Below are 24,587 nucleotides of genomic sequence, written 5' to 3'. Positions count from 1 at the left end.
ATGAATGGTTCAAACCTTGGATCGAGATCACTTGAGAAATCTATTAATAGAACAGAAAGTAAAAAAACATGATACTGGGAAGGTCCTGGACATTCTCCCGTTCTTAACAAAGAGAACGAAAGCAATAAAAGATGGATTTAACAGTGTTTTGGGAGAGTATATACGAAATATTTCGGAGATTAATGTGAAAGATCTTAAAAATAAAAAAGGAAATGAGTTTTACATGGTATCTGAAGAAGATGATATCAGTCAGTTAATTGCCAATGAAGTAGAATTCGATTCGGATGATGATGAATTCGACTTTATAAGGTTTTTAAATCAATACTTGTTCAATCAAGATAAAATTCAGCCAGTTCATCCTTTTTTATTTAATTATATTAAATTAAATAAAGATCTTCAAAATGAATTTGGAAAATACGCTAAATTCATGAGTGAGGTGTTGGTTGCCGGTCATCCAGCGATTAAGTCAATCTTTACTAACAAGGATTCAGAGGATATATTAACAGAGCTTATTTTAAGTAAGTTAGATACATTAGAGTATGAGAAAGATAAAAAGCAGGATAAGGTAAAAAAGAAGAATCAGTATCAGCAACTCCTGCCTTCAATGGCTAAATTATATCAAGAAGATATAATTTATTTAAGTAAATATAAGGACTACTTTTTAACCTCATTCCCTCAGTTAACTCATTTTTATGCTTTCATGTATGCTTGTCAATTGATCTTTAAGTTTGAACAATTTACTGAAGCTGACTTTGAATCAACACAGCCGCTTTACTTTGCATTGGAATGGGAGTCGATCAGCAAAAGACGAAAAGCAGCGGATGATCTAGATGGGTTTAAGTACATTAAAGGAAAATCCAATCATCTATTTCCGCATATCCATACTATTTCACAATTAAGTTACAACTCATTTACGAACTCTTTTGATGAGGAAATCGAAAGTCTTCCTTTTATTCCTTACAGTGAACTAATTAAGCTGATTTATGGTCAAGGGGAAGAATATCAAAAAGATTTTTTGTTAGAATTAAATCAGTGGATTAATGATTATGCTAATTGGTTTGAAATAGAAGTTCCTGATCCTTCTATAAATATTCCAGATGCATTTAAAGTATTATTTGATTGTATTAAAGAAGGAACGAGTTCTGGAGTAGCTAAAAAATACGGAGAAAACATTGAGGACTTAGGCGCCCCATTCCTAAAAAGTAGAGGAAGTTTAGGCCAGGTCTATAATATTAAACATGATTTCCTTTTGTTGCTAACAGCAGTTTCTGTAAAGGACCAGAGGATGCCACTAAATGAACTCTTTACAGAGTTTGAAAAAAGAGGCGTAGCCTTTGATAGATATTCTAGAAAAGAAATCATAACGTTATTTGATAATCATAATATTCTCGACAAAAAAAGTGATAGTGGTGATGCTCAGTATGTCAAACCAATTTTATTATAAAATTGCTTCTTTATTAACTGATTTTTATAAGAGTTCCAAGGTAAAAGCAGGAGAACGTTTTTACCTACAATTAGATAAGCACACTGATGTTTTAAATCTTGTTCAAGCTTTAGAGAGCTCTAATGAAGCCACTCCATTTACTTATAAGCATGAATTGGGTGTCGAGTATAAAACATTTAGCCTTTCCTTTGAATCAGTTAAGTTAGTTGTAGCCTATACTTCAGAGTTTGTCACACCTGATTTTCTAGTGAAAATCAGAAACTTGGTGGGAGAACAAAGGGGTGAATGGAACAATACTGCATTACTAAGTATTGTTTCTGAACAACTCGACTCTATTCAAGGAGGAAGCAGTGATTTACAAAAGCAAGGTATGCCGCTACATTCTGCTTCTCTGTTCGCCAGTCTTAAAAAGGATATTGAAAATAAGGATATGGATAAGGTTGATAAAATAATTTTGTTAGATAACTTAGACAATCTCATTCAGGAACAATCTTATCAGCAAGTAACTTTTTTTGAATTCGAAGACATTTTTAATACGTTAAAAAAAGGGAAGATTGACGATGAAGAATATTATAGATTTTCTTTATTTAAAGATCCCGATTTATACACTTATACCGGAAAAGAGCAAAAGGAAAGAATAAAAGAAAATCGGGAATTATTTAATTATGTCAAGAGGATTCATGATTATGGATTAGATCAAGACGAATTAGAAAAGAAGTTTTCTCCTGTAGGAGCAAAAGAACTGATTGGAGAAGAGTGGAAGGAAACTTTGTATCAAAAAGTCCACAAATACCGTCAGGATTATATTAATAATAATAAGAAGAAAAAGGTTGATTTAGATAAAGTAGAAGTTACAGGTGAACTTATATATTGGGATAAGCCATTTAAAGAAACGGCTGCAGGTCAAAGAAAAAGGCTTTTGATTATTTTTAATCCTGATGGCAAAGAAGAAGTAGAACTGCAATGTAGTTTTAATATGAGTGCAAATGTTAAGAGTCTCTTGTCAGACTTTCTTAAAATCCCTAACTCTTTCGTAAATCAGGTAAAGGTTGATATTAAAAAGACAAAAATAACTGCTAAGATTAATACGGAAGAAAAGAAACCGATATTCGCTAGATTTTCATATAAACATGACAATAAAGCTTCTTTGGGAGCAGAGTTCTATATAGCTGTGTTACCAATTTCTCCAATCTATTTGGATCCTTATAAGTCAAAGTATTCTATTGATCCAGGAAGTGGATTAATTGAGCTTCAGTATGAAGAGGAAACATTAAAGTTTGGTGACGGATTAATTGGAAAGACAGTTGAAATCAGTCAAGAAAATCAGTTGGTAACAGTTTCAGAAGATGAAAAATTAACGATGGCTCCTTTGTCAGAAGCATTCAATGATAATGATGAACTTATAGTTAATATTAAGTTCGACGAAGTTACCATACCTTTTCGATTAAGGAATGAGTTGCCGGAGTCATTGCCTATTACTGGACAGCGTATTTGGAAACTTATAAGAGAAACGGGAAAAGATATTCAGTGGAATGATAACAATCGCTTAATTCTAGGAAACCGTGAATTTTACACTCACTCAGAATACCGTGAGTTTTTCGAATGGGAAAAAAAGTGGGTTGAAAATGGTTTTAAATCAGCCATACATGAGTCAGGCCAAATATTACCAAGAAATTTAAATATAAGTGAAGATTTGAGAGAAGCATATAGTCGTTTTATAACCTACTTTAATATTAGCGGCTCTATCCCTAGCCTCTCATCTCTTACTGTTGAGCTCAAAGAGCGGTCGCTGACATATATAAAGGAATATCAAAAGGAAATTAAGATCTTTAAGGATGGAGTCCCAGCTGGTACTAAAGGAATGGACTTATTAAAACTAGGCACTATTCATGGGAAAGAAATGGTCTACTTTACTCCTTTTCACCCTCTCATGGTTGCATTTAAATTAAAGATGTATGAACTTCTCCAATCTGAAGAAGTAGATAATAGTATTTTAAATCGATTGACACCAGAATCTCTGATCCCTTTTTTATATGATGAAAATGAGTCTCTGTTTAAACCAGATCATCAACAGGCAGCAAAGGAATGGATGATATTTAAACCGGTGAGTAAGGTCTCAGTCACAGATGCTAATCAATACTTGGCAAAAGTAGTAAGTGATAAGATCTCACAATTCAAGGAGCACTTTTCTTACCTATTCATACAGAGATCACAAGCTCCTCTGCATATTAATGTAATTAATATAGCTAATGACCATGAGGTAATCCGTGGAATTTTACAATGGATTCTTAAAGAGATAACGGGTAAGGGGGCAGACAATCTTATGCCCGTGGAGGTTACTCTTTATAAGGAAGGTAACACAGAAAGTTCATTTGATTTGTATGCACAGACTGAAACTGTAGAACAGTTTGAAAATCTGTTTGACCTTAAACTAAAATCTAAGGATTTGGACGCTGAAGATACCTTGCGAATTATAAGGGAAAAGCTTTTCTTTTATAAGCAAACTCTAGAGTCAGAGTTAAGGTATGCTCATATTTCTTTTTATAAAATGCATGCACAAGAACATCATGCGGTACAGCCTATTGGGGAAATGGTTTCCGGGATAGCGCTAGAAGGTTTATATTCCAGTGTCCCTTCTATGAAGGATGTGGAGACCTATAAAACAGGATTCGGAACAAAGGGATATCGTATAAAAGAAGAAAATATACTTACGAGTACAGCCTATTACGTAAATGAATTAGCAGCTAACATGAGAAATGGCGGTAATGATAGTTATAGAAAAGGAGAAGCAATTCTATCCAGAACCACAACAGCCGATGAACGAACATTAGAAAAAATATTTGAATCATCTTATTGGGTTACATTTGTAGATCCTTCAGTTGATCTAGAGTTTTTCAATAACTATAATCGAAACTTAGTTGTGATTCACTATAGCGACCAGTATTCTTCTTCTAGCCGTTACGATGCCATTACTGTTACTGACAAGTCTCAACAGTACTTCGCTGTAATAAGGGAATTCCTTGAACACAAGGAGGTAAAAGGAACGGAAGAAAATGTCCATAATACAATCAAGGCCTTCAACACATTTAATGGTGAATGGCTATTACGTATCATTGGAAGCAAGGGACATTATGACAGAGAGAAGTTAAGTATTATATCAGCTATTAAATACTCAGTATCATATTTTGATCATCCTGATATCTTATGGGTACCTATTTCTTTGGAAGAGATTTTACGCGTAGCTGGAGCAGTAAGTTTAAATAAGTCAGATGGAGTATTTACCGCAAAAAACCTCCAAGTTACGGGAAGTAAAAGTGATGATTTATTGTTAATAGGATTAGAAAGATCGGAGAAGGAGCTTTGTCTTCACTTTTATCCAGTAGAAGTGAAAATTGGGTTTAACAAAAGTAATGTCCTGGATAAAGCAAGAAGCCAAGTCATCAATACAAAGAGAGTATTTAATGATACTTTGATGGGAGAAATGGGTCAAACATTTACAGGGAAGTTTTATCGTAATTTCTTTGCCCAGTTGTTTATATCGAATGCAAAAAAATTAGAACAGAGTGAGTTCTGGAAAAGTAAAAATTATTCTTTATCTGATGAGATTATTGAGAAACTGTTAAATGACGAGTACACAGTTTCCAATGATTTAACGAAGTTTATTGGAGAAGGAGCTATATTATCTTTCCAAAAAGATTCTTTCCATCGCAGCGCACACTTAGAAGAGGGAGTATTACTTTTAAATCTAACAGAAAAAGATGGATATGAAGGGTTAGTAGCTCCGATTGAAGATATGAGAATGTGGATACAAGAAAGATCTAGTGATTTTGTAAAAGAAGATTTGCTTTCCTATCAATTTCAAAAGGATGGTAAAGAAGAAATAACTTCTTCACGTGTACTTCCTCAAACTACTGCTGATCAAACAGGTGAGGATGAACTGTATAGGCCAACTTTGCCCATTAAAGATAATCTCCCAGAGGGTAATACCAGTGAAGTTAAGCCGGAACAAGATTTAACAGGTACTAGAGAAAAAGAACCCTCTGAATACACAGATTTAAAGGGAATAAATGATCAGGAGCAAACAAAGAAACCTACTTTGTTAGAAGATGTAAGGATCAAAATAGGAAGAGCTGAAAATTCAAACAGAGAAATTTTTTGGGAGTATGGCAATAAAGGTTTAGCTAATAGGCATTTATTAATTTCGGGGAAATCGGGACAAGGTAAAACCTATTTCATGCAGTGTCTATTATTAGAGAAGTCTAAATTAGGAATACCAAGTATCGTTATAGATTATACGGAAGGCTTTTTGCCCAATCAGCTAGAGCCAGAGTTTGTTGAGTATTTAGGTGATAAACTCAAACAAAAAATTGTATATAGTGATAAGCTCCCTATTAATCCTTTCCAAAGAAATGTACGAGATATCGGAGGAATACAATTACCTGAATCTAATACGGATGTCGCAGAACGTATTAAAAGTGTATTTTCTGCAGTGTATAAATCCCTTGGAATACAACAACAAAATGCAATTTATGAGGCTGTATTAAAAGGACTGGAACGTTATGATACTAAATTGAGCTTGAGTCACTTAAAAGGACTACTCGAAGAAGAGGGAACTAATTACGCTAAGACTGCGCTATCACAAATTCGGCCTCTAATTGACCGAGATCCTTTTAGTGTAGAGGATGTAATTAATTGGAGTGACATAATTGAAAGTGATGGCGAAGTATATATTATTCAGCTTACTGCGTTTCCTAGAGATGTACAGCTAATTATTACTGAGTTTATCCTTTGGGACTTGTGGAATTACTCTGTGAGGTTTGGTAATAAGAATAAACCAATGCCTGTAATTATGGATGAAGCACAAAATCTTGATCATACTGAAAAATCTCCTTCTGCAAGAATTTTAACAGAAGGAAGAAAGTTTGGTTGGTCTGCATGGTATGCTACTCAATTCTTAAAATCCCAACTAGATACGGATGAATTAGCCAGACTACAAAACTCTGCACAAAAGGTCTATTTTGCACCACCTGAACAAGAGCTTTCTAATATAGCTGGTAGTCTTTCAAAAGATGCTCAAGAGAAGAAGTTTTGGGAGAATAAATTAAGTTCATTGAAAAAAGGACAATGTATTGTTCACGGCCCTGTTAAACAAGATCGGGATTTATCCACACCTACAACTACAGTAGTAGACATTATTCCATTGTCGGAAAGAATATAAAAAATCATCCCATCTGCTTAAGGTGGGATGATTTTTTTTAGAGGATTGTAATTCTATAATCCTCAATTGAAGTTTTTTCTTCTAGTTCTTTTTTTAGGATTCTTAAACCCTTTTCAATGAAGGCAATCATATGCTTGTGAAGATTTTCATCATCCAATGAAGTTTTTACTTCATTAATAATAAGATGTTTAAATAAAAGAAATTCTTTATCCTTAATAATATTATCTGGGATTGTCCATTTATTTTTTCCACCGCTATATTCTTCTGTTATCATACTATCAGATTTGGATATTCCTTTCGCTAGAGCAATTTTAACTGCAAAAGGTCTTTCAACTTCTAAGGAATCCATTATTTGATCCAATATTATTTTTCCTTCTTCAGATAACGACATTCTACGATTTGACATTTAATCACCCTTTAACAAAATCAAAATATCCGTCTCTTATGATGGTATATTTCTTCTTTTCATTATAATCTAACATATATTGTTTATAAGAATTTTTCTCCATTACTTTTTCATACTCTTGTGTGATTTCTGTATCAGTAGAAAGAATGATGACTTGATCACTGAGTTCTTTGTAATAATGATTAATAAGGTGGTTTCTATGGAAGCTATCTAGCCTTCCAAGAGGTGTATCAATTACAACAGGTAAGGATAAATCAGATGCTTTTGTTAATGCCCATATCAAAGCGGAAGAAATCATCTGCATTTCACCTGCTGAGCGATCTTGAATGCTGATTTCCTGCATACGATCATTATAAAGTCGAATAGAATAAGTATTTATATCAAATTCAATTTTTCCAAACTCGTCTTGTTTCCTGAATAATTTTTGTAGCATACTTGAGAACTCATCTTTAATGAAGGTAGCTTTCATAGTCGTCAACTCCGTGACGTATTGTTGCATAGTATTAATTGTTTTCTGAACCTGAATACTTTGCGTTTGGATTTGTTCTAAAGATCCATCTTGGTTAGCCATACGGGTAATTAAGTTCATTAAATCCGTTTTTTCCTCATTTGCGGTAGTTAACCTCTTATTAATTTTCTGGAGTGTACTATTATGTTTACCAATATTCTGTGTTAAGATATCAATCTTTTTGTTTTCTTCACTAATATCTACAGACTCGGGTGCATTTCGAATTTCATGTTCTGAAGCTTCTAATTCTTGCTGTAATTTCTCTATCTTATTTATGAGACTAACTGCTTGACTTTTATCCTTAGTAGACTGATTTAGAAGAATGTTATAGTCATTATTTGAAATATCATGAATTTCATTAAAATCAGTTGGTACTGTAAGCTTAATATTATTATTTTTAATCCATACCTCTTCGCCTAGGTCTTCGATCTGTCTTAATTGTTCAGGTGTTAAGGCTGGAGTGATGCTTTTACTAAGTAATTGTTTCATGAACTTTTGATAAGGGGCTAATGAAGCATTTTGTAAAATACGCTTATGATTAATTTCATTTTCTAATTTTAACTGATTTTTTAATTTAGAGATTTTTTCAGCTAAAATAATATTTAGAGTGTTTTGTTCTAAGAATGTACTTAATTCCTGTTTAGCATGCTCTAATTCTGTAGCCACTTTGGATTGCTGTTTTACAATTACTTCACGAGATTTTGAGTTTAAAGATATTTTATTTGTTCGAGCTTGTTTTGCTTCATTGATGGAAGTGTTGTATTTTTTAATTATGGTTAGGAGCTCTTCTTTTTTAGATTCGAATCTTGTAATGACTTCCATTACTTCATCAAGCTCTATTTGAGTGTTTTTTAGTTTTGTATGGCTTACTGATTTAGTCAACTTATTATCTAATGATTTTTTTAAAGTCTGAAGATCGCTTAATAATTGGTTGTATGCTTCCATGCCAGTTATTTTATGAATTGCTTCTTTCATTTCTGTACTATTTTGCCGTAGGATAATATCTTTAATTTCTTCGCCATCAAAGATAAAGAAAGGAGCTGCATAATATGGAATGATCTTATCAATAAATTTATTATAAACTTCCAGATTATCAATTCGTACATGCTTGGCATGAGTTGAGCCAGACTTTCTCACCTCAAGTTCACGTTGTTCAAGAGTCACTCTTTTTAATTGGTCAAAAAACCATTTAATTTTCAGATTCCATTCTTCACCAGAATCTGTTTCTAAAGATAGGGAAACACTGCATTCTCTTCCGCCTTCTTCAAAGAATGTATTATTAATAACGTTAGAAAATAATCTTTTATATTCAGTTTCACTCATTCCTCTTTTACCGAATAAAGTATAGAGGATAGCTTTTAAAATTGTAGTTTTTCCAGCCCCATTAAGCCCTCCAAGAAGAATTATATTTTTTCCTTCTTCTTCTCTTACTTTTTTAGGGATATACATATCTACTTCTTGAATACCATAATACGTTTTATAATTTTTTAAAGTCAGTTTTTTTAAAAGCATTTATTTATCACCTTACTAATTATTTTTATAGCGGTAGGCTATTATTTCTTGATATTCATTCACTCTTTTGGATGAACTAACATTTTCATAAGATAACTTTCTTGCTGTGCTAATTAATTCGGTAGCAAGGTTGAAAGGAACATCATTTTCTTTACAAATTTTAGCTAGAAGTTCTATTTCTCTTTTTTTTATATCTTTCATGGCAATTCACCTTTATATTAAATTGAATATAACTAAAGTAAATATATTCAATTTAAGTTTATCACACAATTACGGAATAGTTTATATTATCCGGGTAAACTAATAATTTCCATTTTATAGTACTTAAGATAATAGGTCATTTATCTTATAGTTCATGTCATAATACATCTTTAACATATGGAAGGATGTGGTATCATATACAGTGAGGTGATAGAATGGCTAAGCCTATAGCAAGCAAGGGAGTTAAATGGATTGAGCAAATCCCAAAGCATATATTAGAAAAGCTTGATCAAGATAACATCGACTATAGTCTAAAGGATGTAATTAATATCTGTGAAGAAATTATCAAATTATATGATAATGGTATAGAAACAGTGTCTACCTGGAACGGTTCACCTGTTCCAAATCTTATGATGAGTACAGTCACTTTCAGGAACAAGTTTAAAAGGTATGTTGAGATAGATAAGTGAAAATGATAAAGACTTTCAATTAATAAAATAGTAAATAAATCCTACTGAATTTGATAACTTGAGTAGGATTTTTAGTGTCTAAATTAACTTCATTTTTCCTGAGAAATATATAAAAGTATCGTACTAAATGTATATGATAATAATGATGAATAAGTTGTTTTTAATATTATAAAATCAAACCTAAGTAGGTATACAAGTTAATTTATTTTAAGATATGTGTACAAGAAGCTTCATTCAATAAGGGGTTGCCAAAAGTGGACAGTAAACTTCGAGAGTGTTTTTTGAAAATATCAAATGAATATCTAGCAGCAAGAAGTGGTAATTTTGGTGGGCATGCTTTGGCAAGATTTATAAGACATGATGTACCGAGTGAGATTAACAAATTACCTTTTCTTAATGAAGTAAATTACTCTGTTGCTGCTTCTGCGGGTAAAGGAAACTGGGCAACGGTACCTTGGATATCGATTCTAAATAATGCAGTCACTAATTCTACGCAAAGAGGCTATTATCTGGTTTATTTATTCAGTGAAGATATGAAGAGACTGTATTTGTCTTTCAGTCAGGGTGTTACGGAAACATCGAAAGAAGATATGGAGCGGATCAAGAGAGATATTCGTGGACATATTTCTATGGATTCTTCAGTGAAACAAGATGATTACCTATTTTTAGGGGAGAGTAGCAGAGCGAAACAATATGTAAATTCTACAGCTGCTTATATTGAATATAACCTGGACGACCTACCGTCGGAATCTGAGCTTATACAGGACCTTGAAATGATGGTTGGCTATTATGAAGAGTATGTTGAATTTAAGAAAGATCCTCAGATCGATCCTTTATATGCACCACCTATGGGTAGTGAAATTACATACGAAAAAGAAAAATGGCTAGCGACGAACAAAGACCTTATCACCCACATCCATTCCTACATAACTGCCAAAGGTTTCTTCTACACCAGGGAAGAAGTCACTAATCTATTTTTATCTCTTAAAACAAAACCATTCGTCATTCTTTCCGGGATTTCCGGTACGGGGAAGACGAAGATTGTTCAGTGGTTTGCGGAGAGCGTGGGGGCGACGGAGGAGAATGGGCAGTTTACGTTGATTCCGATTCGTCCGGATTGGAATGATGGGTCGGATTTGCTTGGGTATGTGGATATTAAGGGCGACTTCAAGCAGGGTCCGTTTACGAGGGTGATTGAAAAGGCGGAGCAGAATCCGGATAATCCTTATTTTGTGCTGCTGGATGAGATGAATCTGGCACGGGTGGAGCATTATTTCAGTGATGTGCTGAGTGTGATGGAGAGCCGGAAGTGGGAAGCCGGGGAGATGGTTACGTCGACCCTTCTATCAGCGGAGATGGCACAGCGGGATATCAGGCTGCCTGTGAATCTGTATGTCATCGGGACGGTCAATATGGATGAAACGACCCATCCCTTTAGTAAAAAGGTGCTCGACCGGGCGAATACGATTGAATTTAACCGGGTGGCGTTATCGAATCTTTCCTTTTTGGAAGACCAAGAAGAAGTGGAATCAAAGCTGGTTCAGGACCATATGTTCAGGTCGAAATACTTGCACCTGAAAGATCTATATCTCGGAAATCAGGATTTGGTTCAGAAGGTCACGGCGGAATTAGAAGAAATCAATAAATCGTTGATCTTAACAAATGCCCATATCGGGTACCGGGTTCGCGACGAGATTTGCTTTTATCTTGCATATAATGAAGAAAGCGATTTGATGGATTTTCATACAGCGTTCGATCACTGCATTTTACAGAAGATCCTGCCACGCATTTCTGGAAGTGACAGCCGTGTAGATCGGCTGTTAAGAGGGTTATATCAATTATTTACGAACAAAGAATATAGCGATGATCCGGCATGGAATGAAAGTAGTACGGCGAGGTATCCAAAGTGTGCGGCTAAGGTAGTCGAGATGTTAGGGAGGTTAGAAGAAGATGGCTTCACTTCCTTCTGGATCTCCTGATGATGTCACGCTGGTCAAAATCGAGACAGATAGTCTGTCCCTTGCGATCAAGGGAAAGCCATTTCATTACCGGTATGAGGGATTAAAGCAGTACCGCAAGATGGATTTTCATGATGTGATGCAATTTTCCGTACAGGGTGAGAAGATACAACGTGTTGAAGTCTATGATATTGAATCGGGGAAGTTAACCGAGTCACAGGACGTACGCCCGATCTTCTTCGAGAATGGGTCGTATCAAGTGATTGTGGTTTCCAAACGAAATCAAGAATTGGATTTCTATCATGAGCATCCTATCTTGCGCCAGGCGGTATCACGAGTAGACCTAGCGGAAATTCCGATGTTGATGGGGAATCTTCAGTTTCAAAATGAGGTCGGGTATACGACCTTTGAAATTCGTTCCAAAGACCGCGTGCTAGTGGAAGTGACACTTGAGATCTTTCCGGTCAAATTGGATTATCAGAAGGATTACCGCCAGTTGCTGGATGAAGTGAATGATGAGATTTATAACTTGGCCTTTCACTTTATCCGGAAGACCTATTTAGGTGCCAGCATTAAGCTGGATGGCAAACCAAGCCGGGCGGAATTTTACCGATTGATGACGAAGCACTTCAAGCAATTCATCCAGGCAGTCAACCGAGTGGAGCGGCAGCCGCATCACAAGTTGGAAACGACGTATGTAAAAGCACGGGGCGATCAAATGAGCAAGGCTGATTCCTATACCCGGAAGCATCTGCAAAAGCGCAGTCAGTCGTTCGTTGAAGTGGAAAAAGGGATTCACATCCACGGGAAAATGATGATGCCGCGCGATGGCATGAAGCCCAAAAAAGAGCTGCGTTACGATACAAATGAAAACCGCTATGTGAAATGGATGATGGAACGGTTAATTCATAAGTTCGATGATTTACTGGGAGCGTTGACGAACCAGAATAAACGCTTCAAGGAAAAGCCGGATCCGGAACTGTTACTGCGTTTGAATGAGATGAAACATCAGCTGGAATCGATTAAGAAGAATGGCTTTTGGCGAAGGATCGGCCGGCTTGATCGTTCGGTCATGAGTTTGGTACTCCAAATGGCACCGGGGTATCGAGATGCGTTTCAAATTTTCTTAACGGTTTCAAAAGGACTCATGCTGCAAGGGAAGCTTTATCAAATGTCGGTGAAGGACGTCGCCACCTTATATGAATACTGGACCTTTTTGAAGCTTGGTCAGATTTTGAACAGCAAGTATACACTGATGAGTCAAGATATTGTCAGTGTGAACAGAGAGGGCCTCTTCGTAAACTTGGAAGCCAATCGTACGGCAAGGCGAGTCTTCCAGCACCCAGTGACAAAGGAAAGAATCGAACTCACGTATCAAAAGTATGTCGGGAAATTGCCGACCGTATCGCAAAAGCCTGATACGATGTTGACGATTGCAAAAAAAGGCAAGAGCCATAGCTATAACTATGTATTCGATGCGAAGTACCGGATTGATTATGCCCAGCCGGACAGCTATTACCAAAGTCGTTATCAAACACCTGGACCCCTAGAAGAGGACATTAATACGATGCACCGGTACCGGGATTCCATTGTCTCGATGAATGAGGGTCCATACGAGCGGACGGCATTCGGGGCGTATGTGTTATTTCCCTGGTCTGATGAACAAAGCTATAAAGACCACCACTTTTATACGAGTATCGATTCGGTCAATATCGGCGGCCTGCCATTTTTGCCACAGACCACGGATCTGGTCGAACAATTCATCGAGCACCTCATTGAAAAAAGTCCTGAGGAAATCCAAGCGGAAGGGATCTTACCTAGGGGAACGAAAGAAGAATGGACATCCACGTTAGAGGAAAAAGTACTTGTCGGAACGGTTTCGTCTGAAGGGGATTACCGAGATTTTATCCAACAAGGACACTATCAAATTCCGGTTACTAGTTTGAGAAAAGGGTGGCAGGAAGCGAAATATGTAGCCCTTTACAAGACCTCTGGCATCGAAGAGAACGGCATTACGGAGTATGGTGAAATCAAGAGGTTATCAACGGATGAGCATTTCGTGACGTTCTTTGTGGAAGTCTGGAAGAATACGAAGCAGGCGATCCGTCCGGTTAAATACGGAATCGCCACCTATATGATGACCACAATAACCCAACTAAACGACGCGAAAGAGCTGCCAGAGTTATATATGAAAAACAAACAGGAAACGACTCTGTGGAGGATGCTTAGAAGGATATCGGATCAGATTCAAATCAGCCTGGATAATCAGGTCGTTGATCACGCCTCCAAGATTGGAACCTTTTCATTTAAAGATATCGAAATTCGGTTGAACCAAGAAGAACAAACCTTATCGATAAGTAAGGATATCGAGACACAGGTCTTAAGTACAGAGTTATTGATTCACCAGCCATCGAAGGTATTTAGGGAAGTGCTTAGATTGCTTTAATAAGATGCAAATCCATTTTACTATCTGTGAAATGGATTTTTTTTATTGGAATATAGTGTATGGTGGATTTATAGTTAAATAGAAAATTATGGGGAATAAGACTCGAGAAACAAGTGTAAACCAAAGGAGAAATGAAATGCAGCACATCATCAGTAGAAAAATTAAATCCGTCATAGTTGTCAGTGTTATCCTCGGTGGGTTCTTTCTTCTGTTGGAACCTTGGATGGTTATACCCGTATTGATCTATGCATTCATCGGATGTGCCGTGTACGGGCTACCGGTTTCGTTTTTATCGGATTTTGTCACGAGAAAGTCTGGAAGATATCGTTTTGTTTTGGCTTCTTTGATCTATTCGGTATTTGGGTTTTTATCCTTCATCGTTTTACGAGATCTAGGAGTCTTTGCGGTTGTCTGCTCTTTGCTTTTCTTTCTTTCAGAAGAGTGGCAGAGAGCGAGAGGAAACGGTAAGGGGCTAAAGACAGCCAACAAGATGATCTTCATGAATGCGCTAGCTACCGTACTTCTATTCTCTTTAGCTGCATGGGGATCGATGTTAATCCCGAATTCATTGTTTGAAGAGCAAACCAATGAATTGTTCCTCATTCCAAAAGGGTATGAGGGGGAAGTGAGGGTGGTATACAATATCGAAGGTGCGCCACCGCCTGAAAAAAGTGAAGGCTTTGATGTGTACCGAATCAATGATAAAGGCTACACACTCAGTCCGTTTCCTGAAAGCGAAGGCATAATCAATAATCAATATTATTATGTAGATGCAGAAGGAAATAAAGAGAAGATTGATGATAGCTGCATCCATAGTGGAGGTTCTGATGGCGGGAACGAAGAATACGAATACTCCAGTTCCTACTTTTTTGTTACACATACACAATGTGGTGAAGCATTTGGTGAAAATGGATTCCCACCCGATATGCCCCGTGGCATTTCATTAGACCAAATTATCGATGAAGAAGGATTGGATAAGCTTACATACTAGATTGCATTGTAGATACGGTATGGTAGTATCAAATCATGCAGCCGTCTTACTACGGAGCGGACTTTTTTTGGAGGTATTTTCTATGAACGATGCGAACTATTATGTGACAAAACTCGGAATGGAACCACATCCTGAGGGTGGGTTTTATAAGCGGACATTTGAATCCGAGGAGCGGACTTCAGATCAAGAGTTATCGGTAGAGTTTGAAGGAAAGAGAAAGCTATATACAAGCATCTTCTTTCTATTGGGCTCGAATGACATTTCCCATCTACATCGTTTGAAATCCGATGAATTATGGTATTACCATGCGGGAAGCCCTTTAACGATTCATGTGATTGATGAAAAGGGAGATTACAAAGAACGTAAGCTGGGGATTAACCTGGACGAAGGGGAAATCCCACAAGTATTGGTCCCGAAAAATTCTATCTTTGGTTCTTCCGTCATGGATGAAGATACGTTCTCATTAGTTGGGTGCATGGTCTCGCCTGGTTTTGAGTTCCAGGACTTTGAGTTGTTCACTCAAGAAGAGCTATTGTCAAAATATCCTCAACATAGAGACGTAATCACGAAGCTGGCTTACGAGGAAATCCCTGAATAATCGTTTTTCGTAAAAGAACCCTTGTCTTGGTAATTGCGGACAAGGTTTTTTTCCGTCTTTAATCATGAAGAGGTAGTATTTATTGAATGTATAACAGGAAAACAACATAGTATTATAGAAAAGTGAGGAGGTCTTGTAGTGAACCAATACAAACTAATCCTTTCTCCGTATAACCACAAATACACGAAACAAACGAGAGATTAGTATCGTTGGAATAATGGTTCCAGTAAGACTTTAGTACATACTGTATATTACATTGATTCCAATTGTAGAGATAATAGGAGTTAGTAGATGAAAAATAGAAAAAGAAAAGTAAAAGATAGGCTGAAAGGCTTTTTTAAAGAAACCTTAAGGGAGCTTAGGGAGTCAATCGTATTTGAAGTGGCTGGGTATGTCTTAATGCTTATACCAAGAATGATAATTCGCTTAATCAAGAACATTTGGTGAAGGGGTTAGTCAACATAGAGCTAACGAGAGCATTCCTTCAATTTTTTCACGGTTGTTAAGGCAGCCTTTTTCTTAAAGCACTTATGGGCAGGTTAGTGAAAGAAGGAAATTCTCAATAATCGGGCGAAATATTGATTGATTTATAATTAAGTATTCTGTATATCCGATTGATGAATACTATAAAAAAAATAGGGTAGGAGGGGTTGCAATTTGGACATGGAAGGAATTAAGACCTTATTAAGTGAAACATTTGAAGGCCCGGAAGGCAATGCTAGTTGGTTCACTGAATCGAAGCCAGGGAGTGGATTGTTCGGCACTATTGATCCATTAAGCTCTGAGGAAGCTTCGGTATTAATCGAAGGCGTGACAATTGCGGCTCATACGGATCACACACGTTACCACTTATGGGCGAATAACCAATCATTGGAGGGCAAGGTGCAGGATTTCAATTGGGATGAAAGCTGGGAAATCGGAGCAGTGACAAACGGTGAATGGGAGGACATAAAGAATGGGCTTCATCATGAATACATGAAGATGACTGAATACATCAGTCAGGAACGAGACTTAAATTCTTCTACTGCCACTATTCTCTTAGGGGCATTGGCCCATGCTGTGTATCATTTAGGAGCAATCAGGCAGATGGTCAAGGGTGTTAAATAATTTATAAGAACTGGTGTGTGTTAGTTGAAGAGTGAGACTATTTTTAACGCAGCTCTTTCTTTATGCAACTAACGGGGCAGGTTAGTGGAATAATCAGTTCTGAAAGAATATCATACGATAAGAAGTATTTTGTAAAGGAGGATTATTATTGAGATTAGAAATTGGATTTATTCCTCATAAATGGATTTCTGACATTCCTGATGCTTGTGGTTATTTCCCTTTTGCGATTGAAGGCGAATCAGAGAATATAGTTGATTTTACATTTAATAGTAATGATAATGTAGGTGAATTTGTTTCAAACTGGATGAATGAAATCAATCATTTTCCCATATACATATTTGTTGAAGTACATGATTTCAATCAAGAGGAATTTGAACAAGATTGCCAAACATATAATATCGAGTTTATAAGAGCTAAATTTGGATTCTATAAGGCGATTATCGAAAATTACAGACAGTTTAGTGTTATATTCCCATATGTATATGCTTGTGGAGGTATGAATGATGTAGCTTTATGGTCGATAAAAAGGGATGTTTTTAGATTAGAGAAAATGAGTATAAAAACCATTTTTGGCATAGAAAAGATTGATATTCCAGTAGTTACTCTCCTTGAGAATGACTGTGTGTTTTGGGTTGGTTTTGATGGTGATAATCTTTTTGCAATATCGAATGATAGTCAATTTTCAACAATTACAAAAATCTCAGAAAAACTCCCACCTAATACTGATTTTATTATCTATGAATACGAAGAATAGAAAATTCTTCTTCAATTAATGGGTGCGTTAGCTGAAGATCAGAGCTGTCATTAAGGCAGCTCTTTCTTTATGCAACTAACAGGACAGATTAGTCGAATGAATAAATGGATTTATATGTAAAGTTGTTGATGGAGGCGGTAGCTGCAGATTTAAAGTAAAGTATACCGTTTAAAAAAATTTGATGAAGATGTGTCACAATCCTTTTAATTCGGTACGGTAAACGAGGTATAAAGTGGATATTGTGTTGGTAACAAGATAACAGAAGGAGTAACGCAGGAAATGAATAGTTTTTACACTTTGTTATGGGGGAACTTATGAAAACTCATTATTATTTAGGTTGGTTTAATAACTTTTTTCCAGATAATCTGGGCAGGGTGTTACAGGGGGATATAACTGATAGAAAATCGCTTGCTATGATTAGCTCGAATCCATTATTTTTTGAGGATGATGGTGCTATTGAACGCTCGTGGTTTGACCAGGCTGGCATTATGTTTGATGAATATCATTTAATTAATTATCACGTACAGAAAGAAGATGCCCAAACTTTAATTCAAAATGCTTCAGTTATTTTCTTGTTGGGTGGAGATACTCTTAAACAAAATGGGTTTTTAGTGGAATATGAATTGTCGGATTCGATTAAAAAAAGCAGAGCCGTTGTGATGGGAGCAAGCGCTGGTGCAATCAATATGTCCGCTAAATGGTTATGTTCGAAAAACCTCGGCTATAAAGTTGAAATAAACTCTGTTTACGATGGAATCGGCCTTGACAATTTTTCCGTCCTTTCTCATTTTGATCTTGAAAATAACATTGCATTGGTTCAAGACGAACTGTCTCCCTTATCGGAAGAAATTAATATTTATGCGTCTAACAAAGATTGCGCAATACGTGTAAAGGGAGAAAAAATCGACATTTTAGGCAATGTATATTTAATTTCCCGCTCAAAGATTCAGAAATTGGACGAGACGCTCTAGTAATATGAAAACCTATCCGACTTTTGAAATATAAACTATATATAAGGAATTTCCCTTTATTACATTGGATTCAATTGTAGAGCTAGAGGGGCTAGAAGATGAAAAATAGAAGAAAAGATAGACTGAAAGGCTTTTTTAAAGAGAGCTTAAGAGAGCTTAGGGATTCCATCCTATGTGAAGTGGCTGGGTACATCATCATGTATGGGCCCATGAAACAATATGATGGATAATACTTTCACTGTGAAAGGAATTTGACTATGCAAATTGATTCCACTGATTTGAAAATAATACAATTATTAAATAAAAATGCTCGCATGCAATGGAAGGAAATCGGCGAAACCATTCATATGACAGGACAGGCTGTCGGTAATCGCATAAAAAAGATGGAGGATAACGGCATCATTCAAGCCTATTCAATCGTGATTGATGAATGGAAGATGGGGCTTCCTTATACAGCCTTTATCATCTTTTTTATGAATGCTCCTATGCATAATGATTTATTGAAGTTCATAGAAAGACGTAATGAAATTACCGAAGCGCATCGTGTTTCGGGAGATGCCTGTTACCTTATGAAGATAACGGTTGGTTCACAGGATGCATTAAATCAACTATTGAATGAGTTACTGAACTATGGAAACTATCAGCTGTACTTGTCCATTAAGGAAGTGAAGAAACGGAATAACGCCTCATTAGCAGCTGACGAATAACGCTTTCTTCGTTCGAGTTTGATAAGTACCGATAATAGGGGATGAATAAAAAATACCTTGCGTTGAAATTTGGAATAGAATTCTCTTAACCAGCGTAGAGGTGTTTTTTTCTATGATCCTATTAAAGGAAAAATGAAAACGACTGTAATGAGTTTACTGGTACATTTTGAAGTATAGTGAAATACATAAAAACTATCGAGGTGGATTGTATGAAATATACTTGTCCTTGTTGTGGATATAAAACTTTAGATGTAGAACCTCCAGGAACGTATGATATTTGTGAAATCTGTTTTTGGGAAGATGATGGTTACCAATATGAACATCCAGATGAGGATGGAGCAAATTATGTTTCCTTTAGAGAAGCACAACTAAATTTTAAAAAACTTGGTGCTAAAGGTGAAAGAAGTTTACAATTTGTAAGAAAGCCGAATAAATCTGATATAAAGGATCCTAAGTGGAAACCGTTTATTGACTGATCTGTTAGCGGAACATCGGAGCTGTCTATAAGGCATCTTAGTTTAAGAAAGGTGGGGTTAGAAATAAAAGTAAATCCATTTGAATTTCATAATCGTCATTTAACCTATATTATAAGGGAAGCAAAAGAGAACGATGCGAAAGAATTGACTGAAGTACGGTTACAAATAGATGGCGAAACAGAAAATATGGATAGAGAACAAGGGGAAGCATATATAGATGAAGGTGGCTTTAAACAATTAATTAAAAGCGATACAGAAAGTCCCCATAATCTTTTTTTGGTTTGCGAAGTAAACGGAAAGATTGTTGGTTTCTCCAGGTGTGAAGGTCATAAATTGAAAAGAATGTCTCATCAAGTTGAGTTTGGAGTATGTGTAGTAAAGAATTTCTGGGGATATAGCATGGGTACAAACTTGTTAAAGGAAACTATTAGATGGACAGATACAATAGGAATTAAGAAAATTACTTTGAGGGTACTTGAAACCAATAAAAAAGCCATAATGCTCTATGAAAAATATGGTTTTGAAGAAGAAGGAGTCTTAAGGAAGGATAAATTACTATCAGATGGGAATTATTATAATACTGTGATAATGGGTAGATTTAATGAATAATAAGTTCTTTTTTATTGTTCGACTAACAGGGGTTGTAGCTTAATAGGAAAAAATAAAGTCGATAGAAAATCTGTTGGCTTTTTTTTGTTACGTACCGGAATACAAGACTAACAGGGTAGTAAAGTAAAAAGAAGGTATGTACAATTATAATGATGGTTTGGTTTATAAAAATTTGCTAAGTAAGTGATGCTCTTCTATTATAAACAAGCGCAAAGATTTCTAAATAAGAGGTGTATTCATGAAGTTAGATGAGTTTACAATTGGACAGGTATTTGAAACTAAGTCCATGAAATTAACACAAGAGGAAATTATGAAATTTGCAGGGGAATTTGATCCTCAGTATATGCATTTAGATGAGAAAAAAGCGAATCAAGGTAGATTCAATGGAATTATTGCTTCTGGAATACATACGATGAGCATTTCATTTAAACTTTGGATTGAACAAGGCATGTATGGAGAGGATGTTATTGCTGGAACTGGGATGAATAATATTAAATTTATAAAACCCGTGTACCCTAATGATGAATTATATACGATCGTTGAAGTTCTTGATAAAAAAGCGATAAAAGAAGAATCGGGAATCCTTACTGTATTATTATCTACTCACAATGATAAAAAAGAAAAAGTATTTACAGGTGAATTGTCAGTATTGATGAAGCGATGAAGTTATACAACTAACGGGACAGTTTCATAGATTGTATTCCCGTCAAGGCTATTCGGAATCACCAAAATATTTTATTAAGATGATAATGTAATTCTTTTTTTGGGGCACTTCAATTTTCTTCAACTAATAGGTACGTTATTTCATTAAGGGTTTTATAATAACTTTATACTTAATCACAAGAAAAGAACCCAGTTTGATCAATCTTTTTTCAAAATGGGTTCTTTTTATTTTCACTACTATGCCTCTATAGTATAAGATTTCTTGCCTTTATCCATTCCTAGTTTCTTAAGAAAAGAGAGTATGAGCTACGGTATCATACTCTCAAATTTTCTCCATCCGTATACTGTTTTTTTTGTGATAAACACTTAAAATTAAACCGAACAAGAAGGCGTTGACCATCGCTGATAATGCACCATAACTCATAAATGGAAGGGATAGGCTTATGATCGGTAATAAGCCGAGAGACATTCCGATGCTGATGGTTACTTGTGCAGTGAATATGGCAAAACAGCCGGAAACAAGCATTTTCCCAAAAGGGTCTTTCACAGTTTGGAATATACGAGAAATTCGCCAAATCATCCATAAAAATAGGAGACCTATGAGCAAGGCCCCAACCCAGCCAAGATTATAGGTAATGGTGACAAAGATAAAATCCGTCATCATTTCATTAGAAAAATCAAACGCTCCAAGGGAACCAAAATGGCCAAACCATCCGGCATCCTCAATTAGCCTTTCTAGTTTCAAATAGGTATACCCTGATGTCTCACTGAATTTTTCAGGCGTAACGAAGGCTAAAATCCGTTCGAATTGATAGGCCCTTATTTGATAGACCCCCGAATCTTTCAAGGATATAAGCAGAAGGGAAATGCATGTAGTAAGCAGCACCGTCGCCGTTATAAGGATTTTCTTTTTATTTAGGCCGCTTCTCCAGACCATCACAGCAACCATCAATGAGTATAGCCCCACCGCCTGCACGTTGGCTGTATTCATAAACAAAAAGGCAGAACAAATGTATAAAAAGGCTGCCAAATAAACATTCATCTTTTTCGATTGCAGTATTCCGGCCCAGGCCAGGAGGAAAATGGGCAGAACTACAATAGAATCGACCGACATTAAGCCCAGAATATTCAGTTGAGGACGCCCATGTACTAAAACATTCGAATATTGGAACTGAACAAGAATCAGGCATCCTATCGTAAATAAAACCCAGCCCCATCTTAGTAATTTTCGATAATCGAAAAAAAGAAGGACACAGGCTAAAATGATACTTCCTATGACAGAATAGACCTGCTTCAGAACGGAAAAGGAATTCCCATCCTTAAATAAGGACCAAAATAAAAACAGGCCAGCAGCTGACATGAATAGAAACATGCTCATCAGCTTCCAATCGATCTTCGGCCTGTGCAGCTTGTCCATCTTCAATCCAAGTTCAGAGGGGCTACCCATATTCCGGACGGCCAGTTCTTCTGCTTCATCCTCTTTATATCCTTTTTTGATCCATTCTTTTTTGGCTTGATGCAAATGGCCTTTTAGTTCAGCTTCTATATACTTTTTGGCTTCTTTTGATCGGATATACGACGAAACCTCATCTAAAAATTGATTGCTTCTCAATCGCCTCTTCCTCCTTCAAACGCTGTCCTCCAAAGAGTAGAGGCAGAACCACTTTTTGATTCCTTTTTCTTTAGCCACTTTTTCGCACGTTCATCCAAGGAATAGAGTTTCCTTTCATCCGTTTCCCAAAAAGACAGGAGCCAGCCTTCCTTCTCAAGCTCATGCAAGACAGTATACAAGGAACCATCTTTACCTTCAAAATTCCGGATGCCTTTCTGGTAGAGCGATTCATTAATTTGATAACCACTTTTCTCCTTATCCAATGATCTGAAAATGGCAATCATGATGTCTTCCATGCTCGCATCCTGCTTTTTGATAGAAGAATGGATGGAACTTCTATGGTCATCCGTGAATTTCAATTCAGGAAATGTATGTTTTTTCATAGCCGATTTCAAGCGTGTTAATTTATCTTCCATCGGTAGATTCCTCCCAATAGGTTTTTAGCCTTCTTTTCGCCTGGCGCATACGGGTCTTCACAGTGCCGAGTTTGACCCCGGTAATTTCAGAGATCTCCTTGAGCTTCATTTCTTGAAAATAATGAAGGTAAATCAGCTCGCGATACTGAATCGGCAGGGCCATGACTGCATCAGCCAGTTTTCTATCTTCATCCTGCTGAATGACATCATCTTCCACATTATTGGTAGAAGTCCATTCAAGCTCCTGATCCGCAGTCGAAACGTTTCGGAAGTACCAGCTTTTCCTATAATCCTTACAATGATTAATAGCGATTTTCCAAAGCCACGTCCGTATACTAGATTGTTGGTTATATGTAGGCAAAGCTTTATAAGATTTGATGAAGATCTCCTGTGTCAGGTCCTCGGCGACAACTGCATCTTTTACATAGGAATAGACCAATTGCAAAATATCCTGACCATAAAGGGACATCATTTCATCAAATAAGGCTTCATCATCTTTCAATTGAGACCACTTCAACACAAACTCCTCCAAAACAGTTCACACTTCCTTTCCTAGATATATAGACGATAGTACGTATAAGAAGGTTTTCTATTTTTATAAAATTATCCCATTTGTTGTGATGGCAGTTGAAAATAAGAAATATTGATTGATTTATAATGAAGTATTCTGTATATCCGATTGTTGAATACTATAAGTAAAAATAGTGTAGGAGGGGTTACAATTTGGACATGGAAGGAATGAAGACCATATTAAGTGAAACATTTGAAGGTCCGATAGGCAAATCGAGTTGGTTCACTGAATCGAAGCCAGGGAGTGGATTGTTCGGCACTATTAATCCATTAAGCTCTGAGGAAGCTTCGGTACTAATCGAAGGCGTGACGATCGCGGCTCATACGGATCACACACGTTACCACTTATGGGCGAATAACCAATCATTGAAGGGCAAGGAGCAGGATTTCAATTGGGCTGAAAGTTGGGAGATTGGAGCAGTGACAAGCGGTGAATGGGAGGACATAAAGAATGGGCTACATCATGAATATATGAAGATGACGGAATACATCAGTCAGGAACGAGACCTAAATTCTTCTACGGCCACTATTCTCTTAGGGGCATTAGCCCATGCTGCGTATCATTTAGGAGCAATCAGGCAGATGGTCAAGGGTTTAAATAACTTATAAGGGGTGTGAGTTGGTTGAAGATTGTGGCTATCTTTAACGGGGCAGGTTAGTGGGAGAATATATTTGGGACGTACTATCGATAAGCAATACACACTTGATAATTTTATAGGGTGAATACTTCGACTATTAATACTATCGTTCCCAAAAATAAACCCACAGTTAAAAAGAACCACACTAATAGGTTTACTGGATTATGAATTCCCATAACCTCTTGCCACGTAGCTTTATGAGCCCTGTCATTTACCTGATATCTTTTAAGCTGAATGTATAAATAAATATTTATTACGATTGAAATTATTAGTAAAATAACTAAAAATGAAGTGAAAGTTATATCCATATTA

General features: G+C 36.4%; 23 protein-coding genes. 17 read left to right on the top strand and 6 right to left on the bottom strand.

The genetic code is table 11. The features are described 5' to 3' along the window. The first annotated feature begins 4 nt into the window (after positions 1 to 4). A complete protein-coding gene (dptG, locus tag ACQKIC_RS01430; RefSeq protein WP_427590810.1) occupies positions 5 to 1,444 on the top strand; it encodes a DNA phosphorothioation-dependent restriction protein DptG in 1,440 nt (479 codons plus the stop codon). Further along, positions 1,422 to 6,662, top strand: a complete 5,241-nt coding sequence (gene dptH, locus ACQKIC_RS01425) for a DNA phosphorothioation-dependent restriction protein DptH (RefSeq protein WP_427590809.1) — start codon at positions 1,422 to 1,424, stop codon at positions 6,660 to 6,662. Before dptG ends, dptH begins: the two co-directional genes overlap by 23 nt. 37 nt (positions 6,663 to 6,699) lie before the next feature. Here dptH and ACQKIC_RS01420 read toward each other — a convergent pair whose 3' ends face one another. The 3 genes from ACQKIC_RS01420 to ACQKIC_RS01410 are packed head-to-tail and all read right to left on the bottom strand — an operon-like array spanning position 6,700 to position 9,289. Continuing rightward, positions 6,700 to 7,068: a hypothetical protein gene (locus tag ACQKIC_RS01420; protein ID WP_403080219.1), complete on the bottom strand. Its 369-nt coding sequence runs from the start codon at positions 7,066 to 7,068 to the stop codon at positions 6,700 to 6,702. A 4-nt stretch (positions 7,069 to 7,072) separates the two neighbouring features. Beyond that, positions 7,073 to 9,088 carry a DNA sulfur modification protein DndD gene (gene dndD, locus ACQKIC_RS01415; protein WP_427590808.1) on the bottom strand — a complete coding sequence of 672 codons (2,016 nt, stop codon included), beginning with the start codon at positions 9,086 to 9,088 and terminating at the stop codon, positions 7,073 to 7,075. A 15-nt stretch (positions 9,089 to 9,103) separates the two neighbouring features. Continuing rightward, positions 9,104 to 9,289 carry a DNA modification system-associated small protein gene (locus ACQKIC_RS01410; RefSeq protein ID WP_427590807.1) on the bottom strand — a complete coding sequence of 62 codons (186 nt, stop codon included), beginning with the start codon at positions 9,287 to 9,289 and terminating at the stop codon, positions 9,104 to 9,106. A gap of 215 nt (positions 9,290 to 9,504) precedes the next feature. On the opposite strand from ACQKIC_RS01410, the gene ACQKIC_RS01405 reads away from it, so the two are divergent. The 14 genes from ACQKIC_RS01405 (at position 9,505) to ACQKIC_RS01340 (ending at position 21,040) form a co-directional block, all read left to right on the top strand. Then, on the top strand, positions 9,505 to 9,759 hold the full coding sequence (locus ACQKIC_RS01405) for a hypothetical protein (RefSeq protein WP_427590806.1): 255 nt from the start codon (positions 9,505 to 9,507) through the stop codon (positions 9,757 to 9,759). A gap of 254 nt (positions 9,760 to 10,013) precedes the next feature. Beyond that, positions 10,014 to 11,738 (top strand): McrB family protein, encoded by a 1,725-nt coding sequence (locus ACQKIC_RS01400; RefSeq protein ID WP_427590805.1) that lies wholly within the window; start codon positions 10,014 to 10,016, stop codon positions 11,736 to 11,738. Further along, the gene (locus ACQKIC_RS01395) at positions 11,710 to 14,163 is read left to right on the top strand and encodes a DUF2357 domain-containing protein (protein WP_427590804.1); all 2,454 of its coding nucleotides are present in this window, start codon (positions 11,710 to 11,712) and stop codon (positions 14,161 to 14,163) included. The genes ACQKIC_RS01400 and ACQKIC_RS01395 overlap by 29 nt, the downstream gene beginning before the upstream one ends. A 136-nt stretch (positions 14,164 to 14,299) precedes the next feature. Next, on the top strand, positions 14,300 to 15,154 hold the full coding sequence (locus ACQKIC_RS01390) for a DUF6843 domain-containing protein (RefSeq protein ID WP_427590803.1): 855 nt from the start codon (positions 14,300 to 14,302) through the stop codon (positions 15,152 to 15,154). Positions 15,155 to 15,236: 82 nt separating this feature from the next. Further along, the gene (locus tag ACQKIC_RS01385) at positions 15,237 to 15,752 is read left to right on the top strand and encodes a cupin domain-containing protein (RefSeq protein WP_427590802.1); all 516 of its coding nucleotides are present in this window, start codon (positions 15,237 to 15,239) and stop codon (positions 15,750 to 15,752) included. 291 nt (positions 15,753 to 16,043) lie between these two features. Next, a complete protein-coding gene (locus tag ACQKIC_RS01380; protein WP_427590801.1) occupies positions 16,044 to 16,199 on the top strand; it encodes a hypothetical protein in 156 nt (51 codons plus the stop codon). A 216-nt stretch (positions 16,200 to 16,415) separates the two neighbouring features. Next, a complete protein-coding gene (locus ACQKIC_RS01375; protein WP_427590985.1) occupies positions 16,416 to 16,859 on the top strand; it encodes a hypothetical protein in 444 nt (147 codons plus the stop codon). A gap of 148 nt (positions 16,860 to 17,007) precedes the next feature. Next, positions 17,008 to 17,613, top strand: coding sequence for a hypothetical protein (locus ACQKIC_RS01370; protein WP_427590800.1), 606 nt, complete (start codon positions 17,008 to 17,010; stop codon positions 17,611 to 17,613). 314 nt (positions 17,614 to 17,927) lie between these two features. Further along, positions 17,928 to 18,584, top strand: a complete 657-nt coding sequence (locus ACQKIC_RS01365) for a Type 1 glutamine amidotransferase-like domain-containing protein (RefSeq protein ID WP_427590799.1) — start codon at positions 17,928 to 17,930, stop codon at positions 18,582 to 18,584. A 98-nt stretch (positions 18,585 to 18,682) separates the two neighbouring features. Next, positions 18,683 to 18,814 carry a hypothetical protein gene (locus tag ACQKIC_RS01360; protein WP_427590798.1) on the top strand — a complete coding sequence of 44 codons (132 nt, stop codon included), beginning with the start codon at positions 18,683 to 18,685 and terminating at the stop codon, positions 18,812 to 18,814. Between the two features lie 27 nt (positions 18,815 to 18,841). Next, entirely contained in the window at positions 18,842 to 19,291 is a 450-nt protein-coding gene (locus tag ACQKIC_RS01355; protein WP_427590797.1) for an Lrp/AsnC family transcriptional regulator, read from the top strand. Between the two features lie 209 nt (positions 19,292 to 19,500). Beyond that, positions 19,501 to 19,767 carry a CPCC family cysteine-rich protein gene (locus tag ACQKIC_RS01350; RefSeq protein WP_427590796.1) on the top strand — a complete coding sequence of 89 codons (267 nt, stop codon included), beginning with the start codon at positions 19,501 to 19,503 and terminating at the stop codon, positions 19,765 to 19,767. Positions 19,768 to 19,830: 63 nt separating this feature from the next. Then, on the top strand, positions 19,831 to 20,376 hold the full coding sequence (locus tag ACQKIC_RS01345; RefSeq protein WP_427590984.1) for an N-acetyltransferase family protein: 546 nt from the start codon (positions 19,831 to 19,833) through the stop codon (positions 20,374 to 20,376). A 238-nt stretch (positions 20,377 to 20,614) separates the two neighbouring features. Further along, a complete protein-coding gene (locus ACQKIC_RS01340; protein ID WP_427590795.1) occupies positions 20,615 to 21,040 on the top strand; it encodes a MaoC family dehydratase in 426 nt (141 codons plus the stop codon). Between the two features lie 321 nt (positions 21,041 to 21,361). On the opposite strand, the gene ACQKIC_RS01335 is transcribed toward ACQKIC_RS01340, so the two are convergent. Genes ACQKIC_RS01335 through ACQKIC_RS01325 form a run of 3 tightly spaced genes read right to left on the bottom strand, consistent with a single transcriptional unit; the run spans position 21,362 to position 23,599 of the window. Continuing rightward, positions 21,362 to 22,651: an FtsW/RodA/SpoVE family cell cycle protein gene (locus ACQKIC_RS01335; protein WP_427590794.1), complete on the bottom strand. Its 1,290-nt coding sequence runs from the start codon at positions 22,649 to 22,651 to the stop codon at positions 21,362 to 21,364. Further along, entirely contained in the window at positions 22,648 to 23,067 is a 420-nt protein-coding gene (locus ACQKIC_RS01330) for a PadR family transcriptional regulator (protein ID WP_427590793.1), read from the bottom strand. Before ACQKIC_RS01330 ends, ACQKIC_RS01335 begins: the two co-directional genes overlap by 4 nt. Next, positions 23,057 to 23,599: a sigma-70 family RNA polymerase sigma factor gene (locus ACQKIC_RS01325; protein ID WP_402873463.1), complete on the bottom strand. Its 543-nt coding sequence runs from the start codon at positions 23,597 to 23,599 to the stop codon at positions 23,057 to 23,059. Before ACQKIC_RS01325 ends, ACQKIC_RS01330 begins: the two co-directional genes overlap by 11 nt. 191 nt (positions 23,600 to 23,790) lie before the next feature. Here ACQKIC_RS01325 and ACQKIC_RS01320 point away from each other — a divergent pair, with 191 nt between their 5' ends. Then, positions 23,791 to 24,246, top strand: coding sequence for a hypothetical protein (locus ACQKIC_RS01320; protein ID WP_427590792.1), 456 nt, complete (start codon positions 23,791 to 23,793; stop codon positions 24,244 to 24,246). Positions 24,247 to 24,587: the final 341 nt, after the last annotated feature.

Source organism: Peribacillus sp. NPDC046944 (assembly GCF_050272735.1).
GTDB lineage: Bacteria > Bacillota > Bacilli > Bacillales > DSM-1321 > Peribacillus.
Note: the sequence above shows the minus strand (reverse complement) of the source record. Positions and strands in the feature narration are given on the sequence as shown.